Raw genomic sequence first — 16448 nt, forward strand, 5'->3', positions numbered from 1 at the left:
GAAGAGTTCTTGATGGCAAACGAAAGCGCGTTGCCTGAAACCGACCCGATGCTCGTGTTCGAAGGTGTCACGAAGGAATTTCCTGCGACACACAAGGGCGAGAACGGCTTCAAGGCACTGAACGGCGTCGACTACACCGTGCCGCGCGGTACGATCACCGGCATTATCGGACGCTCTGGCGCCGGTAAATCCACGCTGGTGCGGCTGGTCAACGGACTGGAAAAGCCGACAAACGGCCGTGTGCTCGTTGACGGAACCGATGTCACGAAACTGAGCGGCGGCAGCCTCAGAACGCTGCGGCGCTCGGTCGGCATGATCTTCCAGCACTTCAACTTGTTGTCCTCGCGTACCGTGTTCGACAATGTCGCCATGCCGCTCGAAATCGCCGGCATGCCCGCAAAGGCGATCAAGGCCAAGATCGAGCCGCTGATCGATATGGTTGGCCTTTCCGACAAGCTGGACCGGTATCCCGCCGAGCTCTCCGGCGGTCAGAAACAGCGTGTCGGCATAGCGCGGGCGCTTGCCACCGATCCGAAGTTGCTTCTTTCCGACGAGGCGACCTCCGCCCTCGATCCCGAAACCACGCAGCACATTCTGGATCTGCTGAAGACGATCAACCGGGAACTCGGTCTGACCGTGCTCCTGATCACCCACGAGATGGAAGTGGTCAAGACGGCGACGTCCCGGGTTGCCGTCATGGACGGAGGCAAGATCGTCGAAAGCGGCCGTACCTTCGATGTCTTCCTCAGGCCGCAGCATGCCACGACGCAGACCCTGCTTGCCTCCATGCCCGGCACCGGACTTCCCGACTGGATCAAGCGCAAGGTGAAAGACAGCCCGGCACCGGGCGATGACGCCCTGGTGCGGCTCACATTCTTCGGCGATACGGCTGACCAGCCTCTGGTCGCACGGTTGACGAAGGAGCTCGGCCTCGATGTCCGCATCATGTCGGGCACCGTGGACGAGATCGCCGGCGATCCGTTCGGAAATCTCGTCATCGCCTATTCCGCCGAGCCCGGCGTCATGGAGCAGGCACGGGCGTTTTTTGCAAAGACCGGACTTGTGGCCGAGGAGGTTGGCTATGTCGATTGATATGCTTGTAAACCTGCTTGCCAAGGGCCTCTGGCAGACCGTCTACATGGTCTTCGTCTCCGGGCTGATAGGGACCGCCATCGGCCTGCCCATCGGCGTGTTTCTCGCGACCAGCGGCAAGGGGGAGCTGTTTGCGGCCCCCGGCTGGAACCGTGTCATCGGCCTGATCGTCAACGCGACGAGGTCCACGCCCTTCATCATTCTGGTGGTGGCAATCATCCCCTTCACCCGGATCATAGCCGGCACCTCCATCGGCACGCGCGCGGCGATCGTGCCGCTGACCATCGCCACCATCCCCTTTGTGGCCCGCCTGATCGAAGGCGCCATCCGTGAGGTCGACAAGGGCCTGGTGGAAGCTGCCAGGGCCATGGGCGCAACGCCGTTGCAGATCGTCACCAAGGTTCTGCTCGCCGAGGCCATGCCGTCGATCGCCCTCGGCATCACACTCACCATCGTCAGCCTCATCGGCTACTCGGCCATGGTCGGCGCCGTCGGCGGCGGCGGCCTTGGCGACCTCGGCATCCGCTACGGCTACCAGCGCTTCATGCCAGAGGTCATGCTGGCGGTGGTTGTCGTTCTCATCGTTCTCGTTCAGGCGGTGCAAAGCGCGGGCGATGCCCTGGCGCGTCGTTTCGACAAGCGCAACCGCAAGTCCTGACCCTCACCAATCAAGGGAGAAATTCATGAAAAGACTGACCACAGTCGTCTCCGTCGCCGCCGCGCTGCTAAGCGCGGGTTATGCCCATGCCGAAACCAAAAAGGTTGGCGTCACCACCGGGCCGCACGCTCAGATCGTGGAGAAGGTGAAGGAAGTGGCCGCCACCAAGGGGCTCGATCTCGACGTGATCGAGTTCACCGACTACGTCATGCCGAACCAGGCACTGGCCGACGGCGACCTGGACATCAACTCGTTCCAGCATCAGCCCTACCTGGACAATCAGGTTGCGGACCGCGGCTTCGATCTCGTCAGCGTTGCGAAATCGGTCAACTTCCCCATGGCCGGCTATTCCAACAAGGTGAAGTCCAAGGACGAAATCCCGGACGGCGCGACCTTCGCGCTGCCGAACGATCCGAGCAACGGCGGCCGCGCGCTTCTGATGCTGGAAGACCAGGGCCTGATCAAGCTGACCAAGGACATTGGCGTCAGGGCGACCGTCGCGAACGTGATCGACAATCCGCACGATTATCAGTTCATCGAGCTGGACGCCGCTCAGTTGCCGCGGTCTCTCGATGACGTCGACGTCGCGCTGATCAACACCAACTATGCGCTTGATGCCGGCCTGAACCCGGTCGAGGATTCTCTCTTCCGCGAAAGCACCAAGGCGCCGTATGTCGGCATCATTGCGGTTCGTTCAAAGGACAAGGACGCGGCGTGGGTGAAGACGTTCGTCGAAAGCTACCACAGCCCCGAGGTGAAAGCCTTCATCGAAAAGCAGTTCAAGGGCGCGATCACCCCGACGTGGTGATGTTTCCAGGTCCGGTTGTCGCACCGTGAAGCACCGCCGCAAGGGCTTGCAATGATGGATTGAGAAAACTCCCCGCCCGGGTTGGGCGGGGAGTTTTTTTTGTTGCCGACACCCGCATTGAAAACCGGACCAGGGGCGGTCGGCTTTTGAAAACCGCAAGCCGGACGCCTGCGCGCCCCTCACCCGTTAACGGGCACCACGTGGCTGACGAAACCCGAGCCCGGCTGCCAAAGATGCATCATGAATTGCGGCGGTTCATCGCTGAACCGATAGGGCTCGCCGTCCCGGATATCGAAGGCGATCTGATGGGAAACGGAGGGAGCCACACGAACGGGGACACCTCCAAGCTGTCCCTGGATAGCCCGGTGCATATGGCCACACAGAATTGCCTGCACACCCCCATGAGCACGGATAAAGCGTTCAAGCTCGGCGGCACCGCTGCGAAGTCCGATCCGGTCCATCGCCTCCAGCCCCGTTTGTAACGGCGGGTGGTGCATGAAGAGCAGAGCCGGCATCCCCCTCGCCTTCTCCAGTTGCGCTTCGAGCCACGCGAGCCGGGAGCGGCAGAGCTCTCCGTGAGGCTCACCCTCGACAAGAGTATCGAGACCGATCACGGCCATCGGAAACCGGTCATCGGAAACGCAAAGAAACCCGTCCTCCGTCCGTCCGAGCATATCGCCCAGTTCCGACCACATGGGCTCGCGCAGATCGTGGTTTCCCGGAACTGCCAGGACCGGAACCTCAAGGCGCCGCAACCCTTGCCCGATGGCAAAATACTCTTCGCGCGTCGCCAACTCGCCCAGATCCCCGGAAAACAGAATCAGATCAGGCCGCACAGCCAGATTGGCAAGGCTCCCCATCAGCCGCTCGAAAGCCGCCGCCGTTTCAAAGCGCCCGGCAAGACGCCCCGGTGGAACGAGGAAGTGGCTGTCACTGATCTGAGCAATCAACATCCTGGATGATCCCTTGCCTGCCGAATTGGATATCGGGCCGTACCGCCATACGCCACCGAAGTGGGCATTGTGGGAATATCACACCCAATGTCACAAAACTTTATTGTTGATGTGTCTTTTAGTGAACCAATTCATCAAAGCGGACAAGTCGGAAAGGGAGAGGCAGCTCAAACTGACAACATGAGATAGAGCCGACATCCGCCAGAATTATGCAGCTTTCCTGATTGATGAAGACCAGAAAGAAGCACGTCACCTGTTGAAACGGACCCGCCAAGTTTATTGAATTCCCACATGGAAACGGAGAGTCTGACATGAAATCCACAAAATCCAACATCTCGCGCAGGGCGCTTCTGAAGGTCGGCCTTGCCGCGCCGTTCGTCAGCGCGTTGCCGGGCGTCATCAGCATCGCCCGCGCGGCAGGCCCCACCAAGCTCCAGTTCATGTACCCGGTCGGTGTTTCCGGCGACATCAACAAGATCATTTCCGGAATGATCGCAGACTTCAATGCGCAGCACGAGGGCATTGAAGTCGAGGCCATCTATGCCGGCAGCTACGACAACACCGAACAGAAGGTCATCACCTCCATCGGCGTGGACACGCCGCCCGCGCTCTGGCTGCCGATCAATTCCGCGCTGCAGACGTTCCTGGGGCTCGATGCGTTGGAGGATATCACCGAGCAGGCCAAGGCGGACGACATATACGACGACTTCCTGCCGGGTTTCCTCAACACCTGCATCTCCGACGACCGCCTCTATGGCTTGCCCTACCAGCCGTCCACACCGGTGCTCTATTACAACAAGGACGCCTTTGCCCAGGCCGGCCTCGAGAAGGCCCCCGACACCTGGGACGAGCTGCTTGAAACCGCCAAGGCAACAACGCTTCGTGAAAATGGCGAGCTGAAGCGCTGGGGACTGACCATCGGCGGCGGCTGGCACGACTGGATGTTCGAAGGCTACTGCCGCCAGAACGGACTTGTGCCCTGGCAAAAGGACAAGGTCCTGTTTGATCGCCCGGAAGCCGTCGAGGCCCTGCAATTCTGGTTCAAGATGGTGCAGGAAGGCGTCATGCCGAAGGCCTCCACGTGGCAGGGTTCGGCCAACGACTTCATGGCTGGCTCCACGGCGATGCTCTATCACTCCACTGGCTCGCTGACCAACTTGCGCACCTCCTCTCCCTTTGAGGTCGGCGTCGCTTTCATGCCCAAGAAGAAGACCTATGGCGCGGCCCAGGGTGGAGGACCTCTGATGATCGCCAAGAAGCAGTCCGACGCCAAGAAAGAAGCGGCCTGGACCTTCGCCCGCTGGATGACCAACACCGAGAACCAGGCGAACTGGAGCCGTGCGACCGGTTACCTTGCGGTTCGCAAGTCCTCCTGGCAGTCGCCCGCGATGCAGAGCTATCTTGAGGACGTACCGCAGGCAAAGGTGGCGCTCGACCAGTCCGAGTTTGCGGGCGCGTTCCTCCAGGTTCCCGGCTACCACCGTGTACGTGAATTCCTCAAGAGCGCCCTCGACCGCACTCTGGCCGGTGAAATCGAAGCCGCCACAGCCCTTGGCGAAGCCAATTCCAACGCCAATCGCGAAATCGCGCGCGTCATGCGCCGCAGGAAGAGCTGACAAACGCAGACGCGGACCCGACACCGGGTCCGCGTCTTCCGTTCGAGCCCACGGCACATCCAGTCGAAGGTTGACCGATCATGTCTCAGCGCTTTGCAAGAGCGCGAAGGAAGGAAGCGCTCCTCGCCTATGCGTTCCTGTTTCCATCCTTCCTGTTCCTCGCCACCTTCACATACTGGCCGATCATCCGTTCCTTCTGGTTCAGCCTGCATGACGTCGTCCTCGGCGATCCGGAAATCTTCTGGATGGGGGCGGAAAACTACATGCGGGTGCTGGATGACGCCCTGTTCTGGAAAGTGCTCGCCAACACCGCCTTCTACACGCTGACGACCATCCCGATATCGATCTTGGCCGCACTGCTGCTTGCGGTCGCGCTCGACCGCAAGCTTCGCGGCATGGCCATCTATCGCTCCGCCTTCTTCTATCCGGTGATGATCCCGTCGGTCGCGGCGGGAATGGTCTGGGTATTCCTCTACGCGCCCGGTTACGGCCCGATCAACGCAGCCCTTGGCGCCATAGGCCTGCCCCACCTCGACTGGCTCTATGACAGCGACCTTGCCCTTTCCGCCATCGTCATCATGAGCGCCTGGAAATACTCCGGCTACTTCATGCTGATCCTGCTGGCCGCATTGAAGCTTGTCCCGTCGGACCTCTATGAAGCCGCCCGCCTTGATGGCGTCAGCGGAGTCCAGAGGCTGCTGCACATCACCATCCCGCTGATTTCGCCGACACTCTATTTCGTCGTCGTGATCGGAATTCTGCACAGCTACCAGGTCTTCGACTACGTCTATGTCATGACACAGGGCGGGCCTGCGGATTCCACAAACGTACTCACCTATTACATCTATCAGAACGGTTTCCAGTATCAGGACATCGGATACGCATCGACGGTGGCAAACACCTTGCTGGTCTTCATGCTCGGCCTGATCGGCCTCGTCGCGTTGACGCTCGGCCGCCGGGTTCACTATCTGGGAGAGAAATGATGGACGCCACCATCGCGGAGCGCCCGTCCGGGGCCGGCAGCCCGCCCGCAATCAAGCCGACAAGACGACGTTCACTGCGCAGCCGGATCGCCTCCTGCTGGCTTCACCTTGTGCTCATCCCCGTGGGGCTGCTCTGGATCAGCCCGCTCGCCTGGATCGTCCTGACCTCGCTGAAGACGAAGATCGAGGTGTTCGATCCCGAGGCGGGCTTCCTGCCCGCCGCCCTCAACTTCGCCAACTATCCCGCGACCCTGGCGGTCGCTCCCTTTGGCACCTACCTGATCAACTCGATCCTGGTGACAGGGTCCATTCTCATCGGCCAGCTCATCACGATCACCCTCGCCGCCTATGCCTTCGCGCGCATGGAATTTCCGTTCAAGAAGATCCTCTTCACGCTCTTCCTGCTTCAGGTGATGTTCCCGATCTACGCGATCTTTCTCACGAATTTCGTCACCCTGCACGAATTCGGCCTGATCAACACATTGCCCGCCATGATCGTCCCCTTCGTCGCCTCCGGCTACGGCACCTTCATGCTGCGCCAGTCGTTCCGGCAGGTCCCCGCGGAATTGTCAGATGCAGCGCGGCTCGATGGCTGCGGGCACCTTGAGATCCTGTGGCACGTCTTCCTGCCATTGGTGCAACCGACCCTGATCGCCTTCACCATCATCTCCGTCGTTACCCACTGGAACGATTACATGTGGCCGCTTCTCGTCACCAATTCCGACGACGTCCGCACTCTGCCGATCGGCCTCGGGCTTCTGGCGAAATCCGACAGCGGCGCGGACTGGACGCGCCTCATGGCCGGCACGACCATCGTGGTCTCCCCGCTGCTGTTGTTTTTCGTGATCTTTCAGCGCCGTTTCATCGACAGCTTCATGCATACCGGCGTCAAGTGACGTCAAACTCGGAACAGAGCCCATGGCCACAGTCACCCTGAGAGATATCTGCAAGTCCTACGGCAAGAGCGAGACGGTCACCAATGTCAACCTGACTGTCGAAGACCGGGAGTTCATGGTTCTCGTCGGTCCATCCGGCTGTGGCAAGTCAACCACGCTTCGCATGATCGCCGGCCTTGAGGAAATCACCTCGGGACAGCTTCTGATCGATGGCGTCGATGTGACGGACCTCCCGCCGCAAAGGCGGGACATCGCAATGGTCTTCCAGTCATATGCGCTCTATCCGCATATGACCGCTTATCACAACATGGCCTTCGGCCTTTTGAAGACCAGCAAACTCACAAAGACCCAGGTCGATGCGCGGATACGCGAAGCCGCCGAAATCCTGAATATTACCGACCTGCTCGGCCGGCGCCCCAAGGAACTGTCCGGCGGCGAAAGGCAACGTGTTGCCATCGGCCGCGCATTGGTGCGCCAGCCAAAGGTCTTTCTGTTCGATGAGCCGCTGTCCAATCTCGATGCCAAGCTGCGCAACCATATGCGGGGCGAACTGAAACGGCTGCACCGCGATCTTGGCCTGTCGATCATCTATGTGACACACGACCAGATCGAGGCAATGACACTGGGAACCCGGGTCGCCATGATGTCGAAAGGGCGCTTGCAGCAGGTGGACCGACCGATGGATATCTATCTCAATCCGGCCAACACCTTCGTCGCCGGTTTCATCGGATCTCCTGAAATGGCGCTGATCGCCTGTCGCTCCGATCAAAGGGGCACAATCCGCCACAACGCCTTCCGCTCCGCGGTTGAGTTGAAGGCGGACAACCTGCCAAACGACGTCCTGTTCGGTGTCAGACCGGAAGAAGTGAGCTTCTCGAGGACAGCCGGCATGGCACAGGGCAAGGTGGAGCAAAGCGAACTGATTGGCGCGGAGGCGCTCGTTCAGGTGAGACTGGGCGACGAGCTGATGATGGTCCGCTGCCAGGTGTCCGATGCCCCGCAACCGGGGAGCGATGTGGGACTTGATTTCGACCTTTCCCGGGCCCGGCTCTTTCACGCGGGTACCGGGCAGGCTATCAACTTGGTCAGAGAATAGATCTGGAACGAACCAACAGTGGCCCCGACACTTCGCCAACAGCAGATACTTTCGCATCTCCAGGTTCATGGGAAGGCGGCGATTTCCGAGCTTGCCGCGCATCTTGAAGTTTCCGACGAAACGATCCGGCGGGATATCAGGGGGCTTTCGGCAAACGGCCTGGTGGAGAAGTTCCACGGCGGCGTCCGCTTTTCGACACCACGCACTGAACCGCCCTTCGAACGCAGGCTGCGGGAGGCTGTCGAGGTCAAGACCGCGATTGCCCGACGAGCCGCTTCATATATCCGCGAGGGCGCGGCTGTCCTGCTGGACAACAGTTCCAGCGCCTGCTTTCTTGCGCGCGAGCTGGTCCACCGCGAGCCCATGACGATACTGACGATCTCACTGGAGATCGCGCAGATATTCTGGAGCGACGACAACAGGCACAGGGTCATCCTCCCCGGCGGCGAGATGCGGCCTTCCGACCGGACACTTTGCGGTGCTGGAACGATCGAGTTCCTCAAGCAATTCACACCCAGCTATTTCGTCATGTCCGTGGTCGCCGGATCCCCAAGAGGATGCTTCGACTTCGACCTGTTCGAAGCGGAATTCAAACGGGAAATGATCCCGCGCGCCGACGAGACGATCTTGCTGCTGGATTCGAGCAAGTTCGAGAAATCCGGCCTGGTCCATGTCTGCGACTGGTCGCAGATCGACGTCCTCGTTTCCGATCAGGTTCCTGCGGAAATCGTCTCTGAGGCCGAGCATTGCCATCTCCTGCTTGTGCCGCAAGAACCGGACAAGTCCTAGGACATGGCCGTTGCGTGAAAGGCTCCGACATACGAATAGCGGACACGAGAGGCGCCCTGGCCTCGAGAGACACTCTGGCCTGACGACATGGATCTGAACGCCAGACCCGTCCGGTCTTGAGGAGAGTTCCGGAGCTGTTGCTCATCGATCGCGAGACGCGAGGAAGCGCGCTGTTTCCGGAGATCCGGATAACGCTGTCGCCAATCGATATGGTCGAATCGAACGCGATCGCGCGAGCCGCGCCATCCCGCAATCTTCGGCCATCCAAGACTGTGATACGGATATTGAGGAGAACTGAGGTGGCCCCCGAAAATTGTCCAACCGATGGGGACTAGCTCACCCTTCAGCTTCGGACCGAACATCACGTTCCGCGCACTGTCAGCCAGGGAAACAGCGTGTAGCTTTGAAACACCATTCCGCGATCTTCGGAAGGACCGGAGATCGGCTCGCCATCGAGCATGAGCCTTCATTTCGTCGGCGTATCGAGACCGGAAACCAGACGAAGCAGCGTCGACTTCCCGCATCAGGATGGGCCGACGATCATTGAGAACGTGTTGTGGGCAACTGAAAGCGAAACGTCGTCAAGAGCCGGTACCGGTGACTTTCCCTTCGGCTCGAAACGCACGGGGATATCGCTGAGGGTGCAAAGGCTCATGAATGGGAAACTTAGAATCCGGCCGATCAGCGCATTGTCGCGCATTGGCGAGATTTTCCGAAGCTGCCTGCTGGAAATGCGCTGAACGTCGAGCACCCCGCCTCAATGGATACGGAACGTTGCTTTAGTCCCGCTCCGCCATGCGGTAACGGCTTCACCTCCGGGCGAAACCAGATCCTTCAACGAGCAACGTCGTGAAGCGCGCTCTTAGATATTGCCAGTCATCCTGACATGTGTCAGCTTTCAGCTGGTCGGCATCGTGCGAAGATCCGCAGACCGAAAAGGCGTGCCCGGAGAAGAAAACGGAACACGCAGAAGCGGCCAAAGACCAAGACAACAGGCCGACGATACAACGGAGGGAGGACGCGACATGACGGGAACCGGTAAGGGGATGAACAGGCGATCGGTGCTGCGCGGCGCTGGTATTGCCGCTTTGGCGGCACCGGCGCTGGTGGGAAAAGGCATGGCGAAAGGCGCCGTCACCTGGCGGGTGCAGTCCCATTGGCCGAAAGCCTCAAGCTCGTTCGAAGCCAGCCTCGGCGTGCTGGCTGCGGAGGTCAGCGAGCGCACGGACGGCGCTTTCAAGCTCGAACTTTACGGCGCCGGCGAGTTCGCCAAGGGCTCCGGGATCTACAATCTCGTGCGCAAGGGTGTCGTTCCCATGGGGACGATCAGCCCTTCCTATATCCAGGACGACGCACAAGCGGCTTCGTTCCTTTACGGGATCCCCGGCACATTGCGTGAAAGCTGGGAGATGCAGCATGTAGTGAAGAACCTTGGCATCGAGGATCTTGTGAACGAGGACCTTGAACCGAAGGGCGTGCGGATCCTCGCCGAGAAAGTGCTGCCGACCGAACTCACCGTCTCCAGAAAGATCGAGAGCGCGGCCGACTTCAAGGGTATGAAGCTGCGTTCGTCGGGCACGATGCTCGACTACCTCGCCAAGGCGGGTGCCGCGCCGCAATACATCCCCGGATCCGAGCTTTATCAGGCGCTCAGCTCCGGAACTGTGGACGGCGCCCACTGGGGGGCCGCGGTCGGGGCGAAGTCAATGTCGCTCTGGGAAGTCTGCAAGTACCACGTCAAGCCGCCGTTGGCACAGACGACCGACGCCCACATCATCAACCTCGATGCTCTCGAAAAGCTCGACGACGACATGCGCACCGCGCTACTCGACGCGATTGAGGTGCGCTTCTACGCACGCTCGGTGGAATACGTTCACGCCGAAGCCGTTGCCCTGTCGCAAGGCATCGCCGAAAACGGCATCGAAGTAATCCACCTGCCTCAGGATGTGCTGGACATTCTGGCTCAGGCCTCGACGTCGATCCTCGATGCGGAGGCAGAGAAGGGCGAACGCGCCAACAAGGCTGCAGGCATCTACAAGGGCCTGATGGCGGATCTGGGTTACGCGTGATCTGATCCCCCGCCAAGCCGGGCGGTGCGAAAACCACGACGCCCGGCGACTTTCCTCCCAACCGGATATGCCCGTGAGGAACCGGCACACCGGTTCCTCACGGTCGTGAAAAGGGGTGTCCTTGCATGCTGCCTGTCGCCAGGGCTGTCACACAACTGAATCTCTGGATCGGGAAATGGGCCTCCCTGGCCATTTTCGCCGTTTTCGCTTTGCTGCTGACCGATGTCGTGCTGCGCTATCTCGTGGGCCGGCCGGCCATATGGACAGCGGAACTCGCGGTGCTGATTTTCGGCGTCTATGCGGTGATTTCCGGCGGCAGCCTTCTGGCGCGGCGCGGACATGTCAACGTCGACATCATCTATGGCAGCCTGTCGCGCCGCCGCAAGGCACTCCTCGACATCCTCACATGGCCGCTCTTCTTTCTCTTCGTGACCATTCTGCTGTGGCAGGGATGGGAGATCGCGGCGGATTCCGTCGCGGATTTCGAACGCTCGAATTCGGTCTGGAAAGCGCCGCTGTGGCCAACCAAGATCTTCATTCCCGTGGCTGCTCTCTTGCTGCTGCTGCAAGGCGTCGTGCGGCTTTGGGGGGATGTCCGCATTCTCCTCGGCCTTCCCGTGGACGAGGATACATTCGGCAGACAGGAACCTGCCGCGCACGTCCCCGAAGCCCACGATAACGGGACGGGGGCCACGCAATGAGCGTTGAACTGCTAACCCTGCTCTTCTTCGGCTCGCTTCTCTTTTTCGTCCTTCTCGGCACCCCGCTCGCCTTTGTTCTCGGCGGCGTGTCGGTCGTCTTCCTGTGGTTCGAGATGGGGCCGATCGGCTTCTACCTCCTGTCTTCGAAGATGTGGGAGACCATGTCGAACCCCACACTGATGGCGATCCCGCTCTTCGTCTACATGGCGACGTTGCTGGAAAAATCCGGGGTGGCCGGCGACCTCTACGACATGATGCACCAGTGGTGGGGGGGCGTGCGCGGCGGCCTTGCCATCGGCACCGTGATGATCTGCGTCATCTTCGCGGCCATGTCGGGCATATCGGGCGCAGCGGTGGTGACGATGGGAACCATCGCCTTGCCCAAGATGCTGGAACGCGGTTACGACAAGAAGCTCGCGCTCGGAGCAATCAACGCCGGTGGCGGTTGGGGCATCCTCATTCCGCCGTCGATCCTGATGGTGCTCTATTCGCTTCTGACCGAGGTCTCGGTAGGCAGGTTGTTCGCCGCCGGTATCGGGCCGGGCGTTCTGCTCTTCGTGCTGGTGTGCGTCTATATTCTCGCGCGCTGCCTTGTTCAACCCGAACTCGCCCCGGCGCTGCCGCGCGAGCTTCGGTCCGATTGGGGCTCAAAACTGCGATCACTCAGGGCCGTGATCCTGCCGATCCTGATCGTTCTTTCCGTTTTGGGAGCTATCTTCGGCGGGTTTGCCACGCCGACCGAGGCGGCTGCGATCGGCGTCTTCGGGGCGATGGTCGCTACCGCCGTCAACCGGCAGCTCTCCCGCGCAGTTCTGATGGATTCGGCGGTTTCAACCCTTCAGTTGACGACGCTCATCATGTGGATCCTGTTCGCCGCGCACGCCTTCTCCACCGCCTATACCGCACTCGGCGCGCAGAGCCTGATCCAGGACCTGATGAGCAATCTTCCAGGCGGGAAATGGGGCGCGCTGCTGATGATGCTGGGCACCCTCTTCATCCTGGGCATGGTGCTCGATCCGGTGGGGATCATGCTGATCACGCTTCCGGTCTTCCTGCCCATCGTCAGGCTTCACGGCTTCGATCCGGTCTGGTTCGGAATCCTCTTCATCATCATGATGGAGGTCGGCTACATGACGCCGCCCTTCGGATTCAACCTGTTCTACCTGCGCGGCGTCGCACCTCCCGGCGTGACGATGGGAGACATCTACAGCTCGGTCGTGCCCTATGTCCTGGTCACGCTTCTGGGTGTGGCGTTGATTATCGTCTTCCCGGCGATCGCACTCTACCTGCCGGGGCTGTTCTTCCCCTGAGGCCCATCGGGCTGTGGCAAGCGAGCACTCTTGCTTGCCGCAGCCCTCCAAGGGAGCGCGGCGAGGCGGTTTAACCGACCTCGCCAAACGTCTCCTGCGCCTGTTCGGCAAGCTGCTTCCACTGCAGCTTGCCGCTGGCGTTGCGCGGTAGCGTGTCAACGAAGACCACTTTGCGCGGCACCTTGTAGACCGCCATTTCCTTGCGGCACCAGGCGATCAGGTCTTCTTCGCTCACCTCTTCGCGCAGCACCACATAGGCCATCACGCTTTCGCCCCGACGTATGTCGCGATAGCCGACGACGCAGATTTCGGCGATGGCGGGATGATCGTGGAGGATCGCTTCGACCTCAGTCGGCCAGACCTTGAAGCCGGACGCATTGATCATCCGCTTCATGCGATCCACGATATAGAAATAGCCCTCTTCGTCGTAACGGCCGATATCGCCGGTACGCAGAAACGGCTTGCCATCCAGCTCGATGAACGCGGCCTTTGTCGCCTCCGGCTTGTTCCAGTATCCCAGAAAGACCTGGGGAGCGGAGACGATGATCTCGCCGACGTCTCCAACCCCGAGTTCATCGCCCGTCTCGGGATCGATGATGCGGCTATCAACGTCGAAAACCGGAATTCCAAGGCACTGCCGGCGGGGCCGGTCGACCGGATTGATATGCGTGGCGGCGATTGTTTCCGACATGCCGTACCCCTCGATATAGTCGAGGCCCGTCAGTTCCTTGAGCCGCTTTGCGATCGGCGCGGGCATGGCTGCACCGCCACCACCGACGACACGCAGGCTGGAGAGATCCGAGGCATCTATCTCGGGATCGTTGAGAAGATCGATCACCATCGTAGTGATGCAGCGCCAGCGCGCAATACCGTGACGTTTAATCAGCTTCGCCGCTACCCGCCGGTCCCAGCGTGTCATCAGCACGATCGTATCGCCGGTAAGGATCGGGCAATTCATCGACGCCTGCATGCCAGTGACATGAAAGAGCGGCAGCACCGAAAGAGACGGAAATCCGGTCCCCTGCGGGTTCCATACAATCCCCCCGACACAGGTCGTCATGACCGTGCGATGGCTGTGCATGCACCCCTTCTGCTGTCCGGTCGTGCCTGACGAATAGGGTATGACGGCCAGATCGTCTGCCCCGGTCGCAAGCGGCCCCGGAGAAAGACGCATCGCTTCCGCAACCGGCCAGCCGATCGCCCCGGGCAGCCCGTAGTCGTCGCGGCCGCGGCATTCCAGTCCCGCAGGCAAGGGAATGTCCGGGGCCCGTCCCGCCTTGTCGGCATAAGCCGCGACCAGGACACGATCGAGCAGCTTTTCGCGGAGGAAATGCGCGATATGTTCCAGCAGCTCCTGCCCCGTCAGCGCGACTCTTGCCCCGGTATCGCGGATCAGGTGATCCAGCTCGTGCTCGCGGTTCATCGGGTTGACGGGAACGACCACCGCATTGGCGCGCAAGATGGCATAATAGCCAATGATGAAATGCGGGCTGTTCTGCATGAACAGCAGCACACGATCGCCCTTGGCGACGCCCGCCCCGTGTTGCAGCCAGCCCGCGATCCTCAATACGGCGGTGTGGAGTTCCGCAAAGGTGATGTCCACGCCATGGTAGTGGATCGCCACCTTGTCCGGTTGCGCCTCGGCCGTGAGGCGCAGGTTCTCGGATAGATTGCGTTCCGGCACCTCGATATGATGCGGGATGCCAGAGGGCCAGATCCCCATGTGGCGGTCAAACATCGGTATCCTCCCCTTTTTTTTATCTCGGCCTTTTTTATAAGCCGGCCTCCAGACGCCTCTCCGGCCAAGGCCGCACGCACCCCCACAAAAGGCTCCGTGCGGTTCGGGAAGGCGGCAACAGCCGCCCACCCCCACGCCATGTTGCCGCATCAGTCCTCCCCTGAAGCGGCCCGACGCCTTACACTGGAGGCCTCAACCTTGTGTGGCAGCTCCCTTGCGGTATCGGAAAACCGCATTTCCCTGAGCCAGAATCTCGCCCGTCTCATCGCTTATGCGGCCTTCGGCGAAATAGGTGGAGTTGCCACCTCCTGTCCGCCAGCCTTCGGCGATCAGGATGCTTCCCTTCGGACGAGACAGATAGTTCGTGGTCAGCGACAGCGTGATCGCAGTTCGCCGCTTCTCCAGATCGCCGGTGTAGCAACCGGCATACCCCATCACCGTATCCAGCATCGCCGCATAGATACCGCCATGCGGGATCCCGTGCCTGTTGTTGAAGGTTTCGCGCAAGGGCAACTCGAACCGTGCCCAGTTCTCTTTCCAGCCTGTCATCCCAAATCCCAGCAATTGCTGAAACGGATAGGCGGGTTCTTCGATAAGCGGGATATCCGTCAAACTGTCCATTACGTCTTGCAATCCATCATGTCTCGTTCTTCGTTTTTCTTTCAGGCGGCGGCATAGCGGCGGATGATTTCACCCTCGCACTGATCGGTGTCACCAAGCTGATGATCGATCATGACAAGACGCTTGGCATAATGCGAGGATGCATATTCCCAGGTCATGGCGATGCCACCCTGCATCTGGATCGTCTCCTCCGCGACCAGGCGCGCAACCCGGCCGATCAGGCCTTTGGCCATGGCCGAACGCGGCATCGCCTCGTCGGAGCCCAAAGCAGCGGCAAGGCTGATGGTGATCGAACGGGCCTGTTCTATTTCGGCCAGAAGATCCACCGCCCGATGCTGCAAGGCCTGAAACTTGCCGATCGCGGTGCCGAATTGCTTGCGCGTCCTGAGATAGTCCAGCAGCAGCGTATAGGCGACATCCATCGCCCCCACGGCTTCCGCGCAGAGCGCCAGCCGCCCGGCGGCGAACATGTCGTCGAGAGCCTTGCCCGCATCCTCGATCAGCAGCGTGGCCGGCGTCGCATCGAACACGACCTCCGCCGCGCCACCGCCGTCGATCATGCCATAGCTGGTGAGCGCCGCGCTCTTGGCCTCGACCGAGAATACGGCGGGCCGCCCATCCAACATGGCCGCCACGAGCAGGACGTCGGTGACATGCCCGCCATAGACCGCTGTCTTGCGGCCCTCCAGCGCATACCCCTCACCCGACCGCGTAGCAGATGCGATCATGAAGGCGGGGTCATAAGGCTCGTCCAGTTCCGATATAGCCACGGCATAACGCACCGAGCCATCGATGAGGTCCTGCTGGTCGGCGCCGGCGGCCAACAAAAGACGGCTGGCCAGCAGCGTGCCCAGGAACGGTTCCGGGCAAAGCGCCCGTCCCAGTTCCTCAAACACCACCGCGATATCGAAGCCAGTACCGCCGTAGCCACCATGTGCCTCGTCAACCAAAGCGCCGGGAATGCCGAGTTCAGCCATTTCCGACCAACATTGCGGGCTATGGAAGGGCGCTGAATAGGCGATCTCGTTGCGCTTCTCGATGACGCAATTGGCGGACAGATAGCGCCGCAGCGTATCCGACAGCATCTGCCGGTCTTCGGTCAGATCGAAATTCATGGC

At 60.7% G+C, this 16448-nt stretch carries 16 protein-coding genes; 11 read left to right on the plus strand and 5 right to left on the minus strand.

All coding sequences use genetic code 11. The annotated features are described in order from the left end of the window. The first annotated feature begins 48 nt into the window (after positions 1 to 48). Genes C8N35_RS22300 through C8N35_RS22310 form a run of 3 tightly spaced genes read left to right on the plus strand, consistent with a single transcriptional unit; the run spans position 49 to position 2558 of the window. Entirely contained in the window at positions 49 to 1092 is a 1044-nt protein-coding gene (locus C8N35_RS22300; protein WP_107992011.1) for a methionine ABC transporter ATP-binding protein, read from the plus strand. Beyond that, a complete protein-coding gene (locus C8N35_RS22305; protein ID WP_107991959.1) occupies positions 1082 to 1750 on the plus strand; it encodes a methionine ABC transporter permease in 669 nt (222 codons plus the stop codon). The genes C8N35_RS22300 and C8N35_RS22305 overlap by 11 nt, the downstream gene beginning before the upstream one ends. Positions 1751 to 1775: 25 nt before the next feature. Continuing rightward, positions 1776 to 2558, plus strand: a complete 783-nt coding sequence (locus C8N35_RS22310) for a MetQ/NlpA family ABC transporter substrate-binding protein (protein ID WP_107991960.1) — start codon at positions 1776 to 1778, stop codon at positions 2556 to 2558. Positions 2559 to 2737: 179 nt separating this feature from the next. Here C8N35_RS22310 and C8N35_RS22315 read toward each other — a convergent pair whose 3' ends face one another. Next, positions 2738 to 3511: a phosphodiesterase gene (locus C8N35_RS22315; RefSeq protein WP_107991961.1), complete on the minus strand. Its 774-nt coding sequence runs from the start codon at positions 3509 to 3511 to the stop codon at positions 2738 to 2740. Positions 3512 to 3822: 311 nt separating this feature from the next. Between C8N35_RS22315 and C8N35_RS22320 the strand changes: the two genes are divergently transcribed. The 5 genes from C8N35_RS22320 to C8N35_RS22340 all read left to right on the plus strand — a co-directional run bounded on the left by C8N35_RS22320 (position 3823) and on the right by C8N35_RS22340 (position 8891). Next, the gene (locus C8N35_RS22320) at positions 3823 to 5127 is read left to right on the plus strand and encodes an ABC transporter substrate-binding protein (protein ID WP_107991962.1); all 1305 of its coding nucleotides are present in this window, start codon (positions 3823 to 3825) and stop codon (positions 5125 to 5127) included. Between the two features lie 80 nt (positions 5128 to 5207). After that, positions 5208 to 6110, plus strand: coding sequence for a carbohydrate ABC transporter permease (locus C8N35_RS22325; protein WP_107991963.1), 903 nt, complete (start codon positions 5208 to 5210; stop codon positions 6108 to 6110). Next, on the plus strand, positions 6107 to 7006 hold the full coding sequence (locus C8N35_RS22330) for a carbohydrate ABC transporter permease (protein WP_107991964.1): 900 nt from the start codon (positions 6107 to 6109) through the stop codon (positions 7004 to 7006). Before C8N35_RS22325 ends, C8N35_RS22330 begins: the two co-directional genes overlap by 4 nt. Positions 7007 to 7028: 22 nt before the next feature. Continuing rightward, positions 7029 to 8102 carry an ABC transporter ATP-binding protein gene (locus C8N35_RS22335; RefSeq protein WP_107991965.1) on the plus strand — a complete coding sequence of 358 codons (1074 nt, stop codon included), beginning with the start codon at positions 7029 to 7031 and terminating at the stop codon, positions 8100 to 8102. 18 nt (positions 8103 to 8120) lie between these two features. After that, a complete protein-coding gene (locus C8N35_RS22340) occupies positions 8121 to 8891 on the plus strand; it encodes a DeoR/GlpR family DNA-binding transcription regulator (RefSeq protein ID WP_107991966.1) in 771 nt (256 codons plus the stop codon). 523 nt (positions 8892 to 9414) lie between these two features. Here C8N35_RS22340 and C8N35_RS24460 read toward each other — a convergent pair. Next, positions 9415 to 9591, minus strand: a complete 177-nt coding sequence (locus C8N35_RS24460) for a hypothetical protein (RefSeq protein ID WP_210203653.1) — start codon at positions 9589 to 9591, stop codon at positions 9415 to 9417. A gap of 325 nt (positions 9592 to 9916) precedes the next feature. Between C8N35_RS24460 and dctP the strand changes: the two genes are divergently transcribed. The 3 genes from dctP (at position 9917) to C8N35_RS22360 (ending at position 12971) form a co-directional block, all read left to right on the plus strand. Continuing rightward, positions 9917 to 10960 carry a TRAP transporter substrate-binding protein DctP gene (gene dctP, locus C8N35_RS22350; RefSeq protein WP_107991967.1) on the plus strand — a complete coding sequence of 348 codons (1044 nt, stop codon included), beginning with the start codon at positions 9917 to 9919 and terminating at the stop codon, positions 10958 to 10960. A gap of 125 nt (positions 10961 to 11085) precedes the next feature. Further along, positions 11086 to 11661, plus strand: coding sequence for a TRAP transporter small permease subunit (locus C8N35_RS22355; RefSeq protein WP_107991968.1), 576 nt, complete (start codon positions 11086 to 11088; stop codon positions 11659 to 11661). Then, positions 11658 to 12971: a TRAP transporter large permease gene (locus C8N35_RS22360; RefSeq protein ID WP_107991969.1), complete on the plus strand. Its 1314-nt coding sequence runs from the start codon at positions 11658 to 11660 to the stop codon at positions 12969 to 12971. Before C8N35_RS22355 ends, C8N35_RS22360 begins: the two co-directional genes overlap by 4 nt. 70 nt (positions 12972 to 13041) lie before the next feature. Here C8N35_RS22360 and C8N35_RS22365 read toward each other — a convergent pair whose 3' ends face one another. The 3 genes from C8N35_RS22365 to C8N35_RS22375 all read right to left on the minus strand — a co-directional run bounded on the left by C8N35_RS22365 (position 13042) and on the right by C8N35_RS22375 (position 16445). Next, positions 13042 to 14709, minus strand: coding sequence for a long-chain-fatty-acid--CoA ligase (locus C8N35_RS22365; RefSeq protein ID WP_107991970.1), 1668 nt, complete (start codon positions 14707 to 14709; stop codon positions 13042 to 13044). A gap of 192 nt (positions 14710 to 14901) precedes the next feature. Further along, the gene (locus tag C8N35_RS22370; protein WP_107991971.1) at positions 14902 to 15330 is read right to left on the minus strand and encodes a PaaI family thioesterase; all 429 of its coding nucleotides are present in this window, start codon (positions 15328 to 15330) and stop codon (positions 14902 to 14904) included. Between the two features lie 41 nt (positions 15331 to 15371). After that, a complete protein-coding gene (locus C8N35_RS22375) occupies positions 15372 to 16445 on the minus strand; it encodes an acyl-CoA dehydrogenase family protein (RefSeq protein WP_107991972.1) in 1074 nt (357 codons plus the stop codon). Between the last annotated feature and the right edge of the window lie 3 nt (positions 16446 to 16448).

The organism is Breoghania corrubedonensis, assembly GCF_003053845.1.
In the GTDB taxonomy this organism is placed as follows: Bacteria; Pseudomonadota; Alphaproteobacteria; order Rhizobiales; family Stappiaceae; genus Breoghania; species Breoghania corrubedonensis.